At 32.1% G+C, this 21,206-nt stretch carries 21 protein-coding genes; 12 read left to right on the plus strand and 9 right to left on the minus strand.

What is annotated here, in order from left to right:
* Positions 1–143: 143 nt before the first annotated feature.
* Positions 144–503 (minus strand): thioredoxin, encoded by a 360-nt coding sequence (gene trxA, locus ACKTST_RS12365; protein ID WP_408048052.1) that lies wholly within the window; start codon positions 501–503, stop codon positions 144–146.
* Positions 504–649: 146 nt separating this feature from the next.
* On the opposite strand from trxA, the gene ACKTST_RS12370 reads away from it, so the two are divergent.
* The 5 genes from ACKTST_RS12370 (at position 650) to ACKTST_RS12390 (ending at position 7,391) form a co-directional block, all read left to right on the plus strand.
* The gene (locus ACKTST_RS12370; protein WP_408048053.1) at positions 650–2,809 is read left to right on the plus strand and encodes a prolyl oligopeptidase family serine peptidase; all 2,160 of its coding nucleotides are present in this window, start codon (positions 650–652) and stop codon (positions 2,807–2,809) included.
* Positions 2,810–2,883: 74 nt separating this feature from the next.
* Complete coding sequence (locus tag ACKTST_RS12375) at positions 2,884–4,965, plus strand: M13 family metallopeptidase (RefSeq protein ID WP_408048054.1); 2,082 nt, start codon at positions 2,884–2,886, stop codon at positions 4,963–4,965.
* A gap of 128 nt (positions 4,966–5,093) precedes the next feature.
* The gene (locus tag ACKTST_RS12380; RefSeq protein ID WP_408048055.1) at positions 5,094–5,507 is read left to right on the plus strand and encodes an ATP-dependent zinc protease family protein; all 414 of its coding nucleotides are present in this window, start codon (positions 5,094–5,096) and stop codon (positions 5,505–5,507) included.
* A gap of 3 nt (positions 5,508–5,510) precedes the next feature.
* Entirely contained in the window at positions 5,511–6,383 is an 873-nt protein-coding gene (gene rimK / locus ACKTST_RS12385) for a 30S ribosomal protein S6--L-glutamate ligase (protein ID WP_408048056.1), read from the plus strand.
* Positions 6,384–6,446: 63 nt separating this feature from the next.
* Positions 6,447–7,391, plus strand: coding sequence for an ABC transporter ATP-binding protein (locus ACKTST_RS12390; RefSeq protein WP_408048057.1), 945 nt, complete (start codon positions 6,447–6,449; stop codon positions 7,389–7,391).
* Positions 7,392–7,573: 182 nt separating this feature from the next.
* Here the strand turns inward: ACKTST_RS12390 and ACKTST_RS12395 are convergent, their stop codons facing one another.
* Positions 7,574–8,023, minus strand: a complete 450-nt coding sequence (locus ACKTST_RS12395; RefSeq protein ID WP_408048058.1) for a 3-oxoacyl-ACP synthase — start codon at positions 8,021–8,023, stop codon at positions 7,574–7,576.
* 15 nt (positions 8,024–8,038) lie between these two features.
* Positions 8,039–9,148: an NAD(P)/FAD-dependent oxidoreductase gene (locus ACKTST_RS12400; RefSeq protein ID WP_408048094.1), complete on the minus strand. Its 1,110-nt coding sequence runs from the start codon at positions 9,146–9,148 to the stop codon at positions 8,039–8,041.
* Positions 9,149–9,226: 78 nt separating this feature from the next.
* Here ACKTST_RS12400 and ACKTST_RS12405 point away from each other — a divergent pair, with 78 nt between their 5' ends.
* The 4 genes from ACKTST_RS12405 (at position 9,227) to ACKTST_RS12420 (ending at position 12,738) form a co-directional block, all read left to right on the plus strand.
* Positions 9,227–9,721 (plus strand): hypothetical protein, encoded by a 495-nt coding sequence (locus tag ACKTST_RS12405; protein WP_408048059.1) that lies wholly within the window; start codon positions 9,227–9,229, stop codon positions 9,719–9,721.
* A 67-nt stretch (positions 9,722–9,788) separates the two neighbouring features.
* A complete protein-coding gene (locus ACKTST_RS12410; protein ID WP_408048060.1) occupies positions 9,789–10,706 on the plus strand; it encodes a hypothetical protein in 918 nt (305 codons plus the stop codon).
* A 133-nt stretch (positions 10,707–10,839) separates the two neighbouring features.
* A complete protein-coding gene (locus tag ACKTST_RS12415; protein WP_408048061.1) occupies positions 10,840–11,595 on the plus strand; it encodes an SDR family NAD(P)-dependent oxidoreductase in 756 nt (251 codons plus the stop codon).
* Between the two features lie 3 nt (positions 11,596–11,598).
* A complete protein-coding gene (locus tag ACKTST_RS12420; RefSeq protein WP_408048062.1) occupies positions 11,599–12,738 on the plus strand; it encodes an ATP-binding protein in 1,140 nt (379 codons plus the stop codon).
* 123 nt (positions 12,739–12,861) lie between these two features.
* On the opposite strand, the gene ACKTST_RS12425 is transcribed toward ACKTST_RS12420, so the two are convergent.
* The 3 genes from ACKTST_RS12425 to ACKTST_RS12435 all read right to left on the minus strand — a co-directional run bounded on the left by ACKTST_RS12425 (position 12,862) and on the right by ACKTST_RS12435 (position 15,008).
* Positions 12,862–13,326: a hypothetical protein gene (locus ACKTST_RS12425; protein ID WP_408048063.1), complete on the minus strand. Its 465-nt coding sequence runs from the start codon at positions 13,324–13,326 to the stop codon at positions 12,862–12,864.
* A gap of 177 nt (positions 13,327–13,503) precedes the next feature.
* Positions 13,504–14,043 (minus strand): hypothetical protein, encoded by a 540-nt coding sequence (locus ACKTST_RS12430; RefSeq protein WP_408048064.1) that lies wholly within the window; start codon positions 14,041–14,043, stop codon positions 13,504–13,506.
* 17 nt (positions 14,044–14,060) lie between these two features.
* A complete protein-coding gene (locus ACKTST_RS12435) occupies positions 14,061–15,008 on the minus strand; it encodes an OmpA family protein (protein ID WP_408048065.1) in 948 nt (315 codons plus the stop codon).
* A gap of 172 nt (positions 15,009–15,180) precedes the next feature.
* On the opposite strand from ACKTST_RS12435, the gene ACKTST_RS12440 reads away from it, so the two are divergent.
* Positions 15,181–15,561, plus strand: a complete 381-nt coding sequence (locus ACKTST_RS12440; protein ID WP_408048066.1) for an ankyrin repeat domain-containing protein — start codon at positions 15,181–15,183, stop codon at positions 15,559–15,561.
* A 77-nt stretch (positions 15,562–15,638) separates the two neighbouring features.
* Here ACKTST_RS12440 and amaB read toward each other — a convergent pair whose 3' ends face one another.
* The 3 genes from amaB to ACKTST_RS12455 all read right to left on the minus strand — a co-directional run bounded on the left by amaB (position 15,639) and on the right by ACKTST_RS12455 (position 19,376).
* Positions 15,639–17,180, minus strand: coding sequence for an L-piperidine-6-carboxylate dehydrogenase (amaB, locus tag ACKTST_RS12445; RefSeq protein ID WP_408048067.1), 1,542 nt, complete (start codon positions 17,178–17,180; stop codon positions 15,639–15,641).
* A gap of 273 nt (positions 17,181–17,453) precedes the next feature.
* The gene (locus tag ACKTST_RS12450; protein WP_408048068.1) at positions 17,454–18,842 is read right to left on the minus strand and encodes an outer membrane beta-barrel protein; all 1,389 of its coding nucleotides are present in this window, start codon (positions 18,840–18,842) and stop codon (positions 17,454–17,456) included.
* Positions 18,843–19,376, minus strand: a complete 534-nt coding sequence (locus ACKTST_RS12455; protein WP_408048095.1) for an RNA polymerase sigma factor — start codon at positions 19,374–19,376, stop codon at positions 18,843–18,845. It abuts the gene before it with no gap.
* 181 nt (positions 19,377–19,557) lie between these two features.
* On the opposite strand from ACKTST_RS12455, the gene ACKTST_RS12460 reads away from it, so the two are divergent.
* Both ACKTST_RS12460 and ACKTST_RS12465 read left to right on the plus strand, forming a co-directional pair.
* On the plus strand, positions 19,558–20,532 hold the full coding sequence (locus ACKTST_RS12460) for a LuxE/PaaK family acyltransferase (protein ID WP_408048069.1): 975 nt from the start codon (positions 19,558–19,560) through the stop codon (positions 20,530–20,532).
* Positions 20,533–20,594: 62 nt separating this feature from the next.
* Positions 20,595–21,206, plus strand: a complete 612-nt coding sequence (locus tag ACKTST_RS12465; protein ID WP_408048070.1) for a TetR/AcrR family transcriptional regulator — start codon at positions 20,595–20,597, stop codon at positions 21,204–21,206.

Raw genomic sequence — 21,206 nt, forward strand, 5'->3', positions numbered from 1 at the left:
AAACCTTAAAAAACAATGCTTTAAAATTTAAAATTTTGCTTGACAAGTGATTATCACTGGGTTTCTTATTTTAATTTATCTCACAAAAAAAGTGATGCAAATTTGCATCACTTTGTAAAGGTCTATTTTATAAAAACCTGTATTTATTTTTCTACTTTTAAAACATCAGCAATTATTTGTTCTATCTGTTTTTGTGGTAAAGCACCGTGAGCCATTTGTGGCTCCTCTCCTACTGGGCAAAATAACATTGAAGGAATGCTTCTAATACCAAAAGCAGCTGATAATTCTTGTTCAGCTTCTGTATCTATTTTATAAATATTGATTTTTCCTTCATACTCTTCACTCAATTGTTCTAAAACCGGGGCTAATGCTTTACATGGTCCGCACCAATCTGCATAAAAATCAATAATTGCAGGAATTTCTCCTTCAAACTTCCACTCTTTATTTTCTTCATAATTAAAAATTTTCTTAAAAAAGCTTTCTTTGTTTAAATTTTCAGTCATAATATTTTATCAAATTACTGTAAAGGTAGTCGTTTTTATTTTGAAAGATTACAATTCATTGTTTAGTGTTAAAATCCTCTTAAAATATAGTTGTTCATTGGTTTTTTCTTCTAATTTTGAAGACATTAACTAATCATTATATATAAATGAAAAAACTAATCCTTCCTATTCTTGCAGCAAGTACACTACTTGTGTCTTGTAAAGAAGAACAACAAACCCAAAGAAATATAACCGTGAATTACCCTGAAACAGCTAAAAAACCTGTAGTAGATGAGTACTTTGGCACGAAAGTAACCGATAATTACCGTTGGCTAGAAGATGATAGAAGTGCAGAAACCGAGGCTTGGGTAAAAGCTGAAAATGAAGTTACTTTCGATTATCTAAGTAAAATTCCGTATCGTGAACAATTAAAAGATCGTTTATCAGAATTATGGAATTACGAAAAAGTAGGTACTCCTTTTAAAGAAGGTGAGTATACTTATTTTTATAAAAACAATGGATTACAAAATCAGTACGTTCTTTATAGAAAAGATAAAGACGGAAACGAAGAAGTTTTCTTAGACCCTAACACTTTTGCTGAAGATGGTACTACTTCATTAGGTTCAGTAAGTTTTACTAAAAACGGAAAAACAGTTGCTTATGCAATTTCTGAAGGAGGAAGCGATTGGAGAAAAGTAATTGTAATGGATGCTGAGACTAAAGAAATTAAAGGAGATACTTTAGTTGATGTAAAATTCTCTGGAATTTCTTGGAAAGGCAACGAAGGGTTCTACTACTCTAGTTACGACAAACCTAAAGGAAGTGAATTATCAGCAAAAACCGATCAACACAAATTATATTACCATAAACTAGGAACTCCACAAAGTACAGATGAAGTTGTTTTTGGTGGTACTGCTGAAGAGAAACATCGTTACGTGGGCGGGTATTTAACCGAAGACGACAATTATTTATTAGTAACTGCCTCTACCTCAACATCAGGAAATAAGTTGTTTATAAAAGATTTAACTAATCCTGAAAACAAGCTAACTCCTATCATTAATAATTTTGATAGTGATACCTATGTAATTGACAACAGAGGAAGTAAGTTATATTTAGTTACCAATTTAAACGCACCAAATAAAAAGGTAGTTATTGTTGATGCTGCTAATCCAACGCAAGAAAATTGGGTAGATTTTATTCCTGAAACCGAAAATGTATTATCTCCATCAACAGGAGCCGGATATTTCTTTGCAGAATACATGGTAGATGCGGTTTCAAAAATATTGCAATATGATTTTGATGGGAAATTAATCCGTGAAGTTAAATTACCAGGTGTAGGTTCAGCTGGAGGTTTTAATGGAAAAACGGATGCTAAAGAATTATACTTTTCTTTTACAAATTACAACACACCTAGCTCTTCATACAAATTCAATCCAGAAGACGGAACATATGAATTATACTGGAAACCTGCAATTTCTTTCAATTCTGATGAGTATGAAAGCAAACAAGTTTTCTATGCTTCAAAAGACGGAACAAAAGTTCCTATGATTATCACCTATAAAAAAGGATTAGAGTTAAATGGTAAAAACCCTACGATTTTATACGGTTATGGGGGATTCAATATCAGTTTAACTCCAAGTTTTAGTATTGCTAATGCTGTTTGGATGGAGCAAGGTGGTGTGTATGCAGTACCTAACTTACGTGGTGGAGGTGAATATGGTAAAAAATGGCATGTTGCAGGTACTCAATTACAAAAGCAAAATGTTTTTGACGATTTTATTGCTGCTGCTGAATATTTAATTAAAGAAAACTATACTTCTTCTGATTATTTAGCAATTAGAGGAGGGTCTAACGGAGGTTTATTAGTAGGTGCAACCATGACGCAACGTCCAGATTTAATAAAGGTGGCTTTACCAGCTGTTGGAGTTTTAGATATGTTACGCTACCATACATTTACTGCAGGTGCAGGTTGGGCGTACGACTACGGAACAGCTGAACAAAGCAAAGAAATGTTTAAGTATTTAAAAGGATATTCGCCTGTTCATAATGTAAAAGAAGGAGTGTCATATCCTGCAACAATGGTAACTACGGGAGATCACGACGATCGTGTAGTGCCTGCACATAGTTTTAAATTTGCTGCTGAACTACAAAACAAACATAAAGGAAGCAATCCTGTTTTAATTCGTATTGAAACCAATGCGGGTCATGGTGCAGGAACTCCCGTTTCTAAAACTATTGAACAGTACTCAGATATTTTCGGATTTACCTTATTCAACATGGGGTTTGATACGTTACCAAATCCGCCTAAATCAAAAATTAAAAGTTAAAATCTGTAACAATTTTTTAAAAAATCACTCTTATTTAATAAGAGTGATTTAATATCAACCAAAATTAAATATCAATGAAAACCATACACAAAGTTTTGTTTGCATCGGCAGCAGTAGCATCTTTCGCTGTTGTTTCTTGTAAAACAGACCAAAAACCTGAAGAAAAGGTACAAGCAATTGTTTTAGAAAACATGAAAACTTCGGTGCAACCAACCGATGATTTCTTTACACACGTTAACGGTACATGGGTTGAAAAAACCGAAATTCCAGCTGATGAAACTTCTTGGGGAGGATTCAATCAGCTAAGAAAAACAACTACTAAAGACGTGTTGGCAATCTTAAACAAAGCTATTGAAGAAGGAAACTTTGAAAAAATAAAAGATGCTGATGGAAACGAAATAGATTCTGATCAAGAAAAAGCGGTAAACTACTACGAAACCATTATGGATACCGTAGCTAGAAACCAAGCTGGTAAAGCACCTGTGCAACCATTCCTTCAAAAAATTGAAGAAATTAAAGACTTAAACGACGTTCAAACATTTATTACCAACATGGCTCCTTATGGTGGTGCTGGTTTTTATGGTTTTGGGGTGTTTAACGACCTAAAAAACAGTAGTATGAATGCTGGTTACATGGGAGCTGGCGGACTTGGTTTATCAAGAGATTACTATGTAGATGAAAAAGTAAAAGACAAACTTGAAAAATACGAGGTTTTTGTAGCTAAAATGTTACAAGAATTTGGTGATGATGAAGCTACAGCTAAAAGCAATGCAGCTACTATCGTTGCTTTCGAAAAGAGTTTAGCTGAGCCAAGAATGACAAAAGAAGAGCGTAGAGATACTCGTAAAATCTACAATCCTATGACAGTAGCTGAATTATCAGAATTAGCTCCTGCAATTGATTGGGATGCGCATTTAAAAGGAATTGGTGTTGATAATATCGACAAAGTTATCGTTACAGATCCTAATTACTTTAAAGCGATGAACGATGTTCTTAAGAACAGTCCTATTGAGACGGTTAAATTATCATTACGTTGGAATGCAATTAACAACTCTTTAGGCTTATTATCTACCGATTTAGAAACAGCTAACTGGGAGTTTTATAGCAAAGAAATGCGTGGTGCTAAACAACAACGTCCAAGAGATGAGCGTGCTTTAGGAAACTTAAACGGCGCTATTGGTGAAGCTTTAGGTAAGTTATATGTTGATGCTAAATTCCCGCCAGAAGCTAAGAAAAAAGCTAAAGAAATGATTGACAACGTGTTGTTAGGATTTGAAAAGCGTATCGGGCAGTTACCTTGGATGAGTGAAGAAACTAAAGAAAAAGCTTTAGAAAAATTAAACAAGTTAACTGTTAAAATTGCATATCCTGATAAGTGGAAAGATTACTCTACTTTACAAGTAAAAGGTTTAAAACAAGGAGGTACTTACTTTGATAATGCAATAAATGTAAGCAAGTGGAACTTTGAAAAAGACATCGCTAAATTAGGTAAAGAAGTTGACAGATCTGAGTGGGGAATGTCTCCACAGACTGTAAATGCTTACTTTAATCCTGTAAACAACGAAATCGTGTTCCCAGCAGCAATTTTACAACCACCTTTTTACAATTACAAAGCTGATGAAGCTGTAAATTATGGGGGAATTGGAGCAGTTATTGGTCACGAAATCTCTCATAGTTTTGATGATTCAGGTGCTCGTTTTGATGGTGACGGAAACCTTAAAAACTGGTGGACAGAAGAAGATTCTGAGAAATTTAAAGAAGCTGGGGCTAAATTAATAAAACAATACAGTGACATTGTTGCTATTGACAGCATGCACTTAAACGGAGAGTTTACTTTAGGAGAAAACATTGGTGATTTAGGTGGTGTTCAAGCTGCTTATGAAGGGTTACAAATTTTCTTAAATAAAAATGGGCGTCCAGAAAATATTGATGGATACACTCCAGAACAACGTTTCTTCCTTTCTTGGGCTACTGTTTGGAGAACTAAGATTCGTGATGAAGCTTTGAAAAATCAAATTATGACAGATCCTCACGCTCCTGGAAAGTACAGAGCTTACATGCCACTTAAAAACGTAGATGCTTTTTATGAAGCTTTCAATGTTAAAGAAGGTGATAACATGTATTTAAAACCAGAAGATCGTGTAAGAATTTGGTAATTTCTGTCAAAAAATAAATACCTTTAAACCAGAGCTTAAGCTCTGGTTTTTTTATTACAAAATTTTATTTATAGATGTTGTATATATCAAAAAATAGTGAGTAATTCGCCAGCCTTAATTTTTGAAAAATGAAACTAATAGGAAGGATTGAAAAAATATCCTTTTTAAAATGGGATATTGAAGATTTACCAGCAAAGATAGATACTGGTGCTTATACTTCTGCTATTCATTGTAAACACATTGAAGAGGTAGATGGCGTATTACAATTTATACTCTTATGTCCAAAGACCGAAAAGTATAATAACAAGTTATTACAAACCACTAAATATCAAGTAAAAAGCATTAGAAGTTCTAACGGAAAAAAGCAAAAAAGATATATAGTTTCAACATCTGTACTTTTTTACGAAAAAAAATATAAAATAAAACTATCTTTATCTGATAGAGGAAAAATGACATATCCTGTTTTAATCGGTAGAAAGTTTTTAAACAAAAAGTTTATAGTAGATGTTTCGAAAAAAAACATCACACAAAAAGAAGCATAAAAAATGAAAATTGTTGTTCTTTCAAGAAACTCAAAATTATACTCAACCAAACGTTTAGTTGAGGCTGGTGAAAAAAGAGGACATGAAATGTTGGTGTTAGACCACACAAAATGTGATTTAATTATAGAGAAAAAGAAACCTGCTATCGTGTACAATCATGAATTAATTACCGATGTAGATGCTATTATACCACGTATTGGAGCTTCGGTTACTTTTTATGGTACTGCTGTAGTACGTCAGTTTGAAATGATGAAAGTTTTTTCGGTTGTAGAATCACAAGCCTTAGTCCGTTCAAGAGATAAACTAAGTAGTTTACAAGTATTATCGAGAGCTAATTTAGGGTTACCAAAAACAGTTTTTACTAATTACTCTAAAGATACTTCAGAAATTATTAAAAAAGTTGGTGGTGCCCCATTAATTATAAAATTACTAGAAGGAACACAAGGACTAGGTGTTGTTTTAGCTGAAACAAAAAAAGCTGCTGAATCAGTTTTAGAAGCATTTAACGGCTTACAAGCTCGTGTAATTGTTCAAGAATATATTAAAGAAGCAAAAGGTGCCGATATTCGTGCTTTTGTGGTTGATGGTGTTGTGGTTGGTGCGATGAAACGTCAAGGAAAAGAAGGTGAATTTAGATCGAACTTACACCGCGGTGGTACTGCAGAAATTATTGAGTTGACTGATGAAGAAGAAAATGCTGCTTTAAAAGCTGCCAAAGCTATGCGTTTAGGTGTTGCTGGAGTTGATATGTTACAATCGGATAGAGGTCCGTTAATTTTAGAAGTAAACTCTTCACCTGGTTTAGAAGGCATTGAAAAAGCCACCGGAAAAGACATTGCAAAAAGTATTATTCGATACGTAGAAAGAAGTGCTTAACTATACAAACCGATGCAAAAGCATCGGTTTTTTGTTTGTTACGAATCCGTTACTTTTGCAACCATGCTACAAGTAAATACTATTTCCTTTACCTATCCATCAAAAAACAAAACCCTTGAAAACATTCGTTTTAAATTAGAAAAAGGGGAACATTTATGTGTTATGGGTGAAAGCGGTTGTGGTAAATCGACACTTTTAAAAATTATTTATGGTTTACTAGATGTTGATAAAGGAGAATTATTTTGGGATGACATACAAATTCTAGGACCTAAGCATCATTTAGTTCCTGGAATGGAGTTTTTTAAATACGTTGCTCAAGATTTCGATTTAATGCCTTTTACTTCGGTAAGTGAAAATATTAAAAAGTTTTTATCTCGATTTTATCCAAAAGAAGCCGAAGAAAGAACCCAAGAGCTTTTAGAAGTTATTGAAATGACTGATTTTGCTAACGAAAAAGTAAAAAACTTAAGTGGTGGTCAACAACAACGTGTGGCTATTGCTAGGGCGTTGGCAAAAGAACCTGAATTATTGTTACTTGATGAGCCTTTTAGCCAAATAGATAACTTTAAAAAGAACTCGTTGCGTAGACGCTTGTTTGCATACTTAAAAAAGAAAAACATTGCGTGTATAGTTGCTACTCACGACGGTAACGATGCGCTGTCATTTGCTGATACAATGATGGTTATTAGAAGTCACCAAATGCTTGCTTATGATAGTCCTTTCAACTTATACAAAAATCCTAGAGAAAAATATATTGCTTCGTTGTTTGATGATGTAAATGAAATGTTGATAAACGAAGAGAACGTATTGTTATATCCTAATCAACTAGAAATAATACAAGGTCAATCAAGTTTAGAGGGAGTAGTTTTACAATCTTATTTTAGAGGAAATTATTGGTTAATTGAAGTTTCTTATAAAAATCAGTCGGTTTTCATAAATCACACAGAAAAAATAGCGCATAAAAAAACAGTCTCTTTTAAAATTAAAAGAGACTGTTTAAACCAATAATAACTATCTCATAATTATTACTCAACTATCTTAAAATAAATTTTTGTCTTAAAAAAAATACACTCTTACCGTTTAAACACCAAAAGATAAAAGTGTATTATGGTTTCTTTTTCTGTGAGGGTTTTTAATAACAACCTTTCCTGAACATAAAACAGTTGTTTTTTAATTTACCCTACCTTTTTTTAAAATTTTTTTTTGATGATGCTTTTTGTTCCATTAAAATCAAAGGATTCTCCTTCATTTTTTCCTAAAATAAGTTTACCAATAGGTGAAGAAGAAGACACTGCAAAGTATTTTGTTTTACCAATAGTTATAAGACCTGCGCTGATACTTATATAATAATTGGCTGAGGTTGTTTCAACTACGCTGCCTAATCGAACTACTTCAGAAGTAGAATTTGTATTTATTTTTGCTAAGGTTTCTTTCATTTGGGCAATTCCACTTAATTGCTGACTAGCTTTTTCCATTTCTAGCTGTAACATTGCACGCCCAGTTTCATGCTTGTCTCCTGCAGAACTTTTCGTTTCAGATTGCAATGCCTTTTGATGAGATGCTATTGTTTTTTCAACAGTCTCTAAACGTTTGTTTACATACAACTCACACTGTTTGTATAATTCTTCTTTTATATTCATTTTTTGACAAACTTATTACTCTGCTAATTCAGCTAATTCTTTTCCTACCAAACTACCAATGGCTACACCCATTCCGCCTAAACGAACACCACAAAAAACATTGTTTGAAATTTGTTTTACAATTGCTTTTTTCTGATTTCCTACCCCCATTATTCCACTCCAACGATGTTCTATTTCAAATTCTGTGGTGGGTAAAATTGTTGTTTTTAAAATTTCTTCTAGTTTATTTTGAATAATTGCTGTTTGTCCAAAATCGGTAGTTTCTTCTCCTTTAAAATCTAGGTTTCTACCTCCTCCAAATAAAATTCTATCATCAATATTTCTAAAATAATAGTAGCCTTTATCTAAATGAAATGTCCCTTTAATCTGTAGATTTTTAATTGGTTTGGTAATTAAAACCTGAGCTCTTGCTGGTTGAACGTTCTCGTTTAATAGTTGACTTGCAAATCCGTTAGTCGCAACAAATAATTTGGTTGTTTTAAAATTTATTTGATTGGTTACTACCTCAACTTGTTCGTTGTTTTCAACAAAACTTTGAACCTGAATGTTATTGATGATTTTTATTCCTGATGACAACACTTTTTCTAACAGTTTTGCAGCCATTTTACCTGTATCAATTTGTCCTTCAAACTGATTTGTAATATAGTTTTCGTGAATGTTTTTAAACCTAAACTTATTGTTATCAACAGTAAATACGTCAGAAGAAAATAATGGTTTTAGTAATTTATTAATTCTCGATTTTTGCTCTAAACACGATTCGTACAACTCTGTTGTTAAAAACAATTCATATCCATTATTTTGTTGAAAATCGATGTTTTTATCACCTAAGGTATTTCGCAAAAGTTGCAATCCTTCCCAACGTTTTTTTACCAAACTAACAACTTCTTCTTCGGTGTGCGTATTTAAATCGTCTATCAGTTCTGATAAACTTCCAAAACAAGCAAATCCTGCATTTTTAGTACTTGCTCCCTGAGGTAAAATTCCTTTTTCAAGAATTATAATTTTTGCTAATGGGTACCTTTCTCGTAGTTGCAACGCACAGTTTAACCCTACAATACCACTCCCTACTACTGTAAAATCTACATTTGTAAACCACTCTTTTAACTCCCAATAACTGAAATTCAATTTCATATAAATCTGATTATATTTGTGACTTGGCACACTACTTGAATGCCTAAAATTAAACATTAAAAAAGTAATACTATGAAACTAATCGGAATCTTAGTACTAGCCTTGAGTTTTAGCCAATGTGCTAGCGTAAAAATGGAAAAAAATCCACCTTTTAAAGTAGAAGCAGCTACTTATAACCATGTAACGGGTGGTATGCCAGGAAATAGTACACTTAATTTAATGATTCAGTTTACGTCTCCTGAAGTAGTTGATTTTAAAGATGTGTATTTTCAAAACAGAATTACAAAAGCTGTAATTGAACAAAAAGGAGATAAACAATATATTGCAGCTCGTTATAGAACTTCTTCTGATGATGATAGAAAAGATCTTGTTTTGCACTCAGATCCAAAACAAGAGTACGGAAACACACCTTTAGAAAATTTTCCTTTCGAACTGAAAGAAAATGAAGCCATAGTTTCTTATGCTAAAGGCGATAAAATTTATTATGTTAAAATTGAAAACATAGTTAAAGGAGAGTCGGTTAGAATGCCCTCTGCTAAACCTCAATCAAACCAAGAACGCCTTTAAAAAGGCGTTTTTTTATTTTTGGCACGTAATTTGAAAACTTATAAGCATAACCATAAAATGAATGCTTATGAAACGTATAAAATTACTTTTAGTACTACTCGTTAGTAGTGTAACACTTACGTCGTGTGTTGTAACAAATGATTTTGTTGATGATAGTGAAACGTTACATCAATACATTTCTAGTTATGATTTATGGTATGTAGATTATCATAGAACAACCGGATCGGGCGACGTTCCATTTTTATCAAGAGCTTTTACAATCTCTTTTTTAAACGGAACCATGTATGCAAACAATAACATAGTTGATATTGGTCATACAGGAAACGGATTAGGAATTGCAGTTGGAAACTACAATACAATCGGAACAGTTTTAGAAACACGCCATGATATTGATGGACGATATGACTTTGATGTTGTACAACTTTCAAGTAATGAAATTAGAATAGATGATTTATCACAAAATGTGAGTTACTATCTAATAGGATACCAAAGAAACAGTTTTGATTATGATAAATTGTTTTACGATAATATAGAATATTTCTTACAAGAATTTGAAGCTTGGGAAAGAACAGATGAAGCTGGTGGAACTCCAAACCCTTTTGATAATGAGAATTTCTTAAGGTTCACACCAGAAAATGATGTAACATTCTACTCATCTCACGATCCTTTTGGCACAGATATTGCAAGAATTAGTTGGGATTATATTGGAGGCTATATTGTTAAAAATGTGGCAGGTGAAGATAACCTAAAATATTTAACACTTAATTATGATAACGGAGATACCGAAGAGTTTGATTTAACCGTTATTAATGATGAAACCATAAAGTTATATCACGTAAACTCCAATACAACCTATGTTTTTTCAGGTAGAGGATTTATACAATACAAAAAAGGAGAAAAAACAAGTAGTACCAGACCTGCTGTAAGGAATAACGGTAGAAAACGTACTAAAATAGAAAGAGAAACAGTTCCGAAAAGGAAATAAAAATAAAGTTTGGTTAGTTGATTTTTGGTTGGTGTAGTAGCCAACTAAAAGGAACCGCCCCTTGAGGGGCGGTTTTTCATTTTATAATAATTGCTTAACATAAAAAAAGCTACCTTTATAAAAAACAAAACACATGCAACAAACGGCTTTAATTACTGGTGCAACCTCAGGTATTGGTAAAGCAACCGCTCAACTTTTTGCTAAAAACAACATCAACTTAATTATTTGTGGTAGGCGTATAGAAAAGCTTCAAAAACTACAACAAGAATTATCACAATTTACCAAAGTACATACACTACAATTTGATGTTCGTTATAATGATGAAGTTCAAAACGCAATAAACAGTTTACCAAACGATTTTAAACACATTGATATTCTCATTAACAACGCGGGTAATGCACACGGATTAGACAGCATACAAAATGGAAATATTGACGATTGGGATGCTATGATTGACGGAAATGTAAAAGGATTTTTATACGTTTCAAAAAGTATCATTCCGCAAATGGTGGAAAGAAACAACGGTTTTATCGTAAATATCGGCTCTATTGCTGGTAAAGATGTATATCCTAACGGAAATGTGTATTGTGCGTCAAAGTTTGCTGTAAACGCTTTAAACAAAGGAATGCGTATTGATTTGAATCAGCATAACATTCGCGTATGTGCAATTCATCCAGGGTTGGTAGAAACCGAATTTTCAGATGTTCGTTTTAAAGGAGATGCTGAAAGAGCTAAAACAGTGTATCAAGGATACAAAGCGCTGCAACCAGAAGATATTGCAGATATTATTCATTTTGTAGTTACGCGTCCGTATCATGTAAATATTGAAGATTTAATTGTATATCCTACCGCACAAGCAAGTGCTACGATTGTAAATAAAAACGCCTAAGTTGTGATTAACAAACGTCTTTTAATTAAAAACTTGCTGTCTCATAACGATGAGAATAGTTTTTATGATAAAAAGCAAAAGTTATCATTCGGTTCAAAAGAAGGAAAAGCAAAATTTATAAAACATGTCTGTGCGCTTTCTAACTCGAACCCAACCAATAATTCCTACATTGTTATTGGTGTTGAAGATGAAGAAAATAGAATAGTTGGGGTAGATTTTTACGACGATAGTAAAATACAAAATTTGGTAAATGCCTATTTGAATAATCCACCTAAAATAGAATATGAAAATGTTCCGTTTCCTCGTTTACAACGTCATAAAGTAATTGGGTTGGTAACAATTTATCCCAATAACCAAATTACATCTTTAGCAAAAAATGCATGGAAATATCGTAAAGGAACTATATTTTACCGCAGAGGAAGTAACTCTATGCCTGCTGAAGGTAATTTTGAGTTAAAAAACATCAATAAATCTATTGTTGAAGCTATTGAGAAAAATGCCAGCAACAACATTAAACTTACGTTAGATGGTGTTTTTGACTTTATAAACAGACATAAACCAGAATACAATCCGCAATACAAAGTTTTTAACGAGCAATTCGTGTTATGTTGGGCAGGAAAAAAGAAACTCATTAACGATGAAGCCTTTTTTACTCGAGTTGATATTGAACTGATAAACGAACAAGTTCGTTTGTTTTTTTCTTCGTTAGATGATGTGCAAATAAGCTACAACAAGCAATCGTTTATTATTACCGAATATATTGTTTTAGGAATTGATAAGAGTGAAAAACGTTATCCATTAGAAAAAACGATTATCAACTTTAAAGATAACGGAAAGCATGATATCGTTACCGAATTTTTGTTTGAAGCCCCTCAGTACGACAAAAACATTTTACAACACATTTACAATAACAACAACTGTATTGTTGCAAAAATTGTAAAAGACAAGCCCCTATCGGTTACTGAACACGAAGATGTGTACAGAATGCCTACATCCTATTTAATTTGTTATCTAAATGGTTTTTTAAATGCGCCTTTACAACTTAAAAAAGCAAAAAATTATATTAAAAACCTTGAGGATAAAACTACCTACATAAAATACAAAGAAGCAATACGAGTGTTGCGTAAAGTGAAATATAATTAAAAGGTTTCGCTATCGGTCTTGTATAATAATAGTGCGGTTTTGTGTGCGAGGATTTTCCTTCGGAAAATCAGACGTAACAAAATTGCACTAACTCTTGATTAAGCACTAAACTACGCATTATTTTTATACGTTGTTAGGCAACATTTTTTTATTTGTTCGGTCAACTAAAAATCCGATTCCGATTGAACTTGGGACTGTTATCCAGCCATAAAACAATAGACTCCAACCAGTCGTTGCAATTCTGAAAATCAGCATTTCCCATATTTGTACAGGTGGTTCTCCTAATGAACCCGTACAATTTCCAGTAGCCCAATAGCAAATATTCATTCCGACATTCAGTAAAATCCAACACAAGTAATGAGAAACAGTTCCAGTCAAAAGTCCGATTAAAATCAGTTTTCCATTATGATTTTCAGTTGATTTTTTAAAAATCAGTTTCCAAAAGTAAAATCCGCAAATAAAAGCTGATATTGGTGCTCCAATTGCCAAAATCCAATATCCGTTTCCAATTGCTGAATAAGCAATGTAAATTCCGAGTATAAGTCCGATAATTGAATTCAGTATTCCAAATTTGATTGCGTTACTCATTTCTCAAATGTTGCCTAACGTTAAAATATCCGTCGTTTTAATAATTGATATCGTTGCGATAGCGAAATTATCGTTTTAAAGTTTAAGAATCAAACTAAACTTATATGATAGAAAAGATATTAAAGTAAAAAACCTCACAAAATGTGAGGTTTTCTTTTGTGTAAGTAAAATTCGCTTTTATTTTCCGCCATCTAACTCATCTTGCCATTTTACAAGATCTTCCCACTTACCTTCATAAGCTAGTTTCGCTTGTTGTGGCCACGTGGTAGGTTTATGAACTCTATAACGTTCTCCTCCACTATCTAAAACTTCTTGACATTTTTCTACCGAAGCTTCTCCTAAAGCTTTCCAAGTGTTAATTCCAAAATTATGGAACAATCCTTCAATTTTAGGACCGATTCCTTCTACAATTTTTAAATCGTTTTCTTTTATTTTTTTACCAAAAGCAGCTTTTGCGGCATCGGCATTAAAAGGAATAAGAGTCGTAGCTGCAAATGATGACGTTAAATTAGACTTTGCTAATTTTAAATCTTCTTCTAAATTAACTTTGCTTTCTCTACAAGTTTTTAACGCAGCTTCTAACGATGCGACTTTATTTTTTAAAATAGTTACCTCATCGTTATTCTCGCTTCCTTTGCTTAATAATTTACCTAACAAATAGCCTAAAATAGCTGAGATAAGACCTACTAATAGTGGGATTAATATACACCAATTCATAATTTTATTTTTGTTTTTTAGTTGATAGTTACTGCAATTCTTCTGTTTTTTGCTCTTCCTTCTTCAGTTACGTTATCTGCAATAGGCTGATTTTGACCTTCAGAAGAAGTTTGAATGTTTTCTTGTAAAATTCCGTTGCTTACTAAGTAATCTTTCACGAAATCTGCTCGGTTTTGACCTAAAGTCATATTTCCTTCTGGAGTTCCCGTATTATCGGTATGACCTACTACTTGTATTTTTAAGTCAAGTTTATCAACACATCGAGCAATGTCTGCAAACTTTTGGCGTTGTTCTGCAGTTAAGTTGATAGAAGCGGCTCCGGTTTTAAAATATAACATTAACGGATTTTCTTTGATTGCTTCGCAAGCAGCTTTTAACTCTTCATCTTTAGCTGAAGATTCTTCTGTTCTTGTAAAAACATCAAACTTAACGGGTCCGTTAAAAACATTATTGGCATCCGTTACCATTTCGTCGTTCAACTCTCCAAAAATATTGATGAGTTTAGATGATATTCCTTTAGAAACCATATAATTCTTAACAGAATTCGCTCTTGCTAACCCTAAATTAGGAAACGCCGAATTGTTGATTTCATCACTGGTATAAAATCCTGTTATATTAAATCGTTTGTTTCCGTTAGCATCAAAATATTCTTTAATGTTAACTATTACATCGTTTAATTCTGTTGAAATAGAGTCGAGAATTATAAACTTCGATTTTTCGAAATTAAAACTTTCATCAAAAGAAAGTGAGAGGTCGCCATTTGCATCTTTAATACTAAATGGAAAAAAAGTTGGTTCTTTTACATCAGGCTCTGTACTTAAATCACTAGTAACTTCTTGTTCGTTTTTATTTACTTCACAGCTTTGTTTGTTACAACAAATACTGCAGCATAAATACCAATACAACAAAGTACCAATAATTATAGTTAACAAAATGCCTAATAAGTAAGTTGATTTTTTACTCATTATTTTATTAGTTAATTAATTGAATGTTAATTTATTAAAAAATACTTAATCTGTTAAGTTTTTTTTAAGAGCTTATCTTAAATAACTGTTAAGTCTGTGTTTTTCTTGAAACGTTTTATTTTAAGTAGCGTCTTTTAGCTGTAACCTAATCTTAAAATAAAAACATTATATCATGAAAAAATTTGTATTTACTGCTTTAGCAATCGCTTTATCTTTCGGAACTATTACTGCATCAACTTCTTTAGATGCTCCTGTAAAAACTATTGTTAAATACGACAATGTGAGCACTTTTTGTAAACTAATTAGAGCTGGAAACTTTGAAGCTGTGAAAGCTATGGTTGAAAACGGAACAGATATTAACAGAAAATCTACAGGATTAACTCCGCTAATGTTTGCTGCTAGATATAACAAAACAGACATTGTAAAATTGTTAATTGACAAAGGAGCTAAATTAAAAGTGAAATCTGATAACGGATTTACTGCTTTAGAGTATGCTAAAATGTCGAAAGCGCATGAATCTTATAAAGTAATTGCTAATGCTTTAGAAAAATAATAAAACCAACTTATTATAAAAACAAAAAGTCTCATCGAAATGATGAGACTTTTTTATATTTTGAAAACTATGTTTTCTTATAAATCGAATTTAATTCCTTGTGCTAAAGGTAATTCGTCAGAATAGTTTACAGTATTTGTTTGACGACGCATGTACACTTTCCAAGCATCAGATCCAGACTCACGTCCTCCACCTGTTTCTTTTTCACCACCGAAAGCCCCACCGATTTCTGCACCAGAAGTACCAATGTTTACGTTTGCAATACCACAATCAGATCCTGCAAATGATAAGAATTTTTCAGCTTCTTTCATTTCAGCTGTCATGATTGAAGAAGACAATCCTTGAGCTACTCCGTTTTGGATTTCAATAGCGTTTTCAACATCTCCTGAATACTTCATTAAATATAAAATTGGAGCAAATGTTTCGTGTTGAACGATTTCGAAATGGTTTTCTGCTTCAATGATTGCTGGTTTAACGTAACATCCACTTTCGTATCCTTCTCCTTCTAAAACGCCACCTTCTACTAATACTTTACCTCCTTCGGTTTTAGCTTTTTCAATTGCTGCTAAATAAGTATTTACCGCATCTTTATCGATTAATGGACCAACGTGATTATTTTCATCTAATGGATTTCCAATTCTAATTTGTCCGTAAGCACCAACAATAGCATCTCTTACTTTATCGTAAACAGATTCGTGAATAATTAAACGACGCGTTGAAGTACAACGTTGTCCTGCTGTTCCGACAGCTCCAAATACAGCACCAGGAACAACAACTTTTAAATCAGCAGTTGGAGTAATGATAATTGCATTGTTTCCTCCTAATTCTAATAAAGATTTACCAAAACGCTCAGCAACTTTTGCACCAACAATACGTCCCATTCTTGTAGAGCCTGTTGCAGATACTAAAGGAATACGTGTATCTTCAGTAATGTACTCACCTACTTTGTAATCTCCGTTTACGATACAAGAAATACCTTCTGGTAAGTTATTCTCTTTTAAAACCTCTGCAATAATGTTTTGACATGCTACAGAACATAAAGGCGCTTTTTCAGATCCTTTCCATACACATACGTTACCACAAATCCAAGCTAAAGCAGTGTTCCAAGACCAAACCGCTACTGGGAAGTTGAATGCAGAAATGATACCTACTACTCCTAACGGATGCCATTGTTCACGCATAACGTGTCCTGGTCTTTCCGAAGGAATAACTTGTCCGTTTAACTGACGCGATAAACCAACAGCAAAATCACAGATATCAATCATTTCTTGAACCTCACCTAAACCTTCTTGGTAAGATTTACCCATTTCGTAAGAAACTAACTTACCTAATGGAGCTTTTAATTCTCTTAATTTGTTACCAAATTGACGAACAATCTCACCTCTTTGTGGAGCAGGCATCGCTCTAAAAGTTTTAAAAGCTGAAGTAGCTGCTTCCATCACCTTATCATAATCTTCTCTAGTACTTGCTACTACTTTACCTATTAACTTACCATCTACTGGTGAATAACTTTCGATAATTTCTCCGTTAGCGAAGTTTACCGAACCTGTTGATGTTCCGTTGTTTATATCTTTTAAGCCTAATTGAGCTAAAGCTTCTTTAATACCAAAATCTGCCATTTTGTTTTGTTATTTTAGTTATTTAAAATCAAAGTTCAAAACTACGAATAATTTTGCAATTAATAAATTAAACAAAAACAGCTTGTTTTGTTTGAAAACAAACAGAATTGGCTAGTAAAATGCTGAACAACTAAAAAGGCTAAAAACAATTGAGTTTTTAGCCTTTTTTCAAACCAAATCAACAACTATTGATTATTCTTTAAAATGTACCTTTAATAAAACCGCTAACAATTTTATAAAAGGTACGTATTAACACGGGGGAACTACTATTTTTTAAAACTGATATTTTATACCAGAGTATAATCCTAATGTATAAGGTTTAAATCCGTTACTTTCAGATGAAAATGTGTTAAACTGTACTTTAAACATTGGATTTAAATTGAATTTTAGTTGTTTGTTTATTGAATAGTCAAATTCTACACCCAGGTTTCCACTAAAATCTACAGAATTTAGATTTTTAATACTTCCAAAAGTTTCAGAAATTTTTTCTGAAGAAACCGAAACTTCATTCTTATTTAAAAATAATGAACTAAAACCAGTTACTACTTTTGTGCTAAACTTTTCAGTATTGATAAAAGCATATTTTACCTCAACAGGTACTTCAATATATCCTAAGCTTTGTGTTAATGTTGCATTTTCATTTATAACTCCAAATCCTGTTGATAAGATTCCAAATCCACTAGAAGTTCCTGTTCCAAAACCAAAGCTGCTAAACTCTTCGTTATAATCAACACTTGATAAATCTGAACTACTAAAACTAGTTGTTATAGGAACATTATCGTTAGTATAATCTACTTTTTGAACTTGAACTCCAGATTGAATTTCCCAACGATTATTGAATTGATACGCAACTTTTACTCCGTAAGAAAAATTATTACTACCGTTTGTAGGTGTTGGAATTAATTTACTATCTAAAGGAGAATCTTTTGAAAAAGAGTTCGCTTTAATAATTGCAAAAACTGGTGCAACTGACCATCTTTTTATCTCCTTGTCTTCTTTAGATTTATCCGTTTCTTTTTCAACCTCAGCTATTAAATCCTTTTTAGGTTTAAATTCTTGCTTTTTAGTATTGTTAAGAGAGTCTTTCTCTTTGCTTAGATTTTCTTGTGATTCTTTTTTAAGAATAACTGGCAAGTTATTTTCAAACTTGCCAGTTTGAGCTTCATTTTTCACAACTGTGGTTTCTGCTAGTAAAGCCCCTTCAACTACTTTACTAACTGAGTTGTTCTTTTCTTTTAGTAGCTCATTTTTACTAATCTTCACAACATGATTAGTGGTTAAAACTTCGTTTGGTAGAAGTTTTTCTTTCAATTCCTCTTTCTTAATTGTTTCTTCAACAACAAGTTTTTCGTTATTATTTATATCTTCTTTAAAAAGATTTTCTTTCTTTTCTTTTTTGGTATTCAATTCTTTTGTGGTTGTTTCTACCACATTAGTATCAATATCATTTATTGTTTCTTCTTCACTCACATAAGGGTAAAACAAAAACCCTAAAACCAACGTAGCAGCTACACCACCAGAGAACCACCACATTGGTAATACTCTACGCTTTTTCTTTGTAAGTTTAGCTTCTATACTTTCCCAAACCTCTGGTCTAGGAGTAGCTTCAAAGTCTTTAAACTTTTCTTGAAATAGCCTTTCTATGTTATGTTGCTCTTTCATTTAAGCTTCTGCTACTATTGTGTTTAGTCCTTTAATTTTTTCTTTTAATATAAATTTAGCTCTAGATAGGTTTGATTTTGATGTTCCTTCTGATATTTTAAGCATTTCACTAATCTCTTTATGCGAAAAATTATCTAAAACATACAAGTTAAAAACCAACCTATATCTATCAGGTAAATCTTGTATTAACTCTAATAAGATGTTTACATTAACCTCTGGGTTTATTTCAACAACATCTTCTATTTCTTCTTCATCAACAACTAATTGTAACGGAACTTTTTCTCTATATTTTTGTAGGGCTGTGTTAATTGTTATTCTTTTTATCCACCCTTCAAAAGACCCTTTATTGTTATACTGATTAATCTTTTTAAAGATTGTTAAAAAACTATCTTGCAAAGTATCTTCAGCATCTTCATAACTACTAGAGTATTTTAAACATAAAGCAAAAAGTTTCCTAGCAAAGAGCTTATATACCTCTGCTTGTGCCTTTAAATCTTGTTGGCAACATCTTTTTATTAGTTCCTCTAAAGCTATTGTATGTCTGGTTTACTTATCTGCTTATAGTTTTCTTATTTGTTTTTTATTTCAGTATTAACAATAGATTTTGTTTGCTGCTATAAAAAGCCGCAAGTATATAATCTTTTTAGGGACTTCTCTTATTAGATGCACAAAAATTAAAAAGGTTGCGTGAAATACTCTTATTTTTGTAAAAAATATGAAAGAACAAGTCTTTAACATAAAAAATAACGACGATTTTACACAAGTTGCTCTTGATGTTTTTAAGCATCAGTTCAGTAATAACAAGGTGTATAGGTCGTTTTGCGATTTATTATACATTCATCCGTCTGATATTACAAAAATTGAAGAAATTCCTTTTTTACCTATTCAATTTTTTAAAACTAGAGAGGTTGTTAGTTCAAAAAATGGAATTCAAGAAGTTTTTTCAAGCTCAGGAACTACCGGAAGTGTAATTAGCAAACATTTTGTTACGGATTTGGACTGGTATGAAAAAAGTTATTTAAAAGGGTTTGAACATTTCTATGGAAATATTGAAGATTATGTAGTTTTAGCTTTACTACCTAATTATTTGGAAAGACAAGGTTCCTCTCTTGTTTATATGGTAGACGATTTAATTAAGAAGTCTAATCACCCAGAAAGTGGATTCTATCTTAATAATATTGATGAGCTAGCTAAAAAACTAATAGATTTAGACAATCAAAACAAAAAAGTATTACTGATAGGAGTTTCTTTTGCGTTACTTGATTTGATTGAAAAACATCAATTCAACCTAAAAAACACTATTGTTATGGAAACTGGTGGAATGAAAGGACGTAGAAAAGAATTGATTCGTAATGAACTTCACAAATTATTATGCAAGGGTTTTGGTGTTTCAAAAATTCATTCGGAATATGGCATGACCGAATTACTTAGTCAAGGATATTCGAAAGGAAACGGAGTTTTTAACTGTCCTCCTTGGATGCGAATTTTAACTCGTGATACCGAAGATCCTTTAACTATTTTACCGAAAGGAAAATCTGGTGGAATAAATGTAATTGATTTAGCAAACTACAATTCGTGTTCTTTTATTGCCACTCAAGATTTAGGAAAAACTCACCTAGATAATAGCTTTGAAATCATTGGTCGTTTTGATAATTCAGACATTCGTGGATGTAATTTAATGTTGTTATAAAAACAAACCAGTTGGTTTGTTTTTCTTTTTTTCTCTATATTTGATCATATTACAATAAAGTAATGGCGAAAAACGGTAGAGAAAAAATAGTAAATCAAGCCTTTAAACTCTTTCTTCATAAAGGCTACAAAAAAACCAGTTTAGCTGATATCATAGACGCCACACAACTTTCAAAAGGAGCCATTTATCATCATTTTAAAAGTAAGTATGAAATTTATTTAGCAACTTTAGATGAGTACTTTTTTAAATTATATACTGATATTTCAATAAATGATGACAATGCTTCTTTTCTTGAAAGAATAAAAAAGAGGTTTTTATTTTTTATTGATTTAATAGATTTTGTTGAACAACTAAATGCTGAAAATACGTATCCTATTCGTAGATATTTTCAATTTCAATTAGAAAGTGAAGAAGACGATATTATACGTGAAAAAATAACTGAAACACTTAAAAGTTTTCAAAAAGAGATTGATAAAATCATAGAGCAAGCTATTCAGCAAAAAGAAATAAATATATTATTACCTGCATCAGTAATTACACAACAACTTGTTGGAATGATCGAAGGAATAGCCATTCATCATTCTACTTTAAAAAGCCAATCTAAAGTATTTTTACTTCAAAAATATGAAGAAGTTATTCTTCCTTATCTACACTTACTAACCAAAGCAAATTAA

Source organism: Tenacibaculum crassostreae (genome assembly GCF_964512405.1).
GTDB lineage: Bacteria > Bacteroidota > Bacteroidia > Flavobacteriales > Flavobacteriaceae > Polaribacter > Polaribacter crassostreae.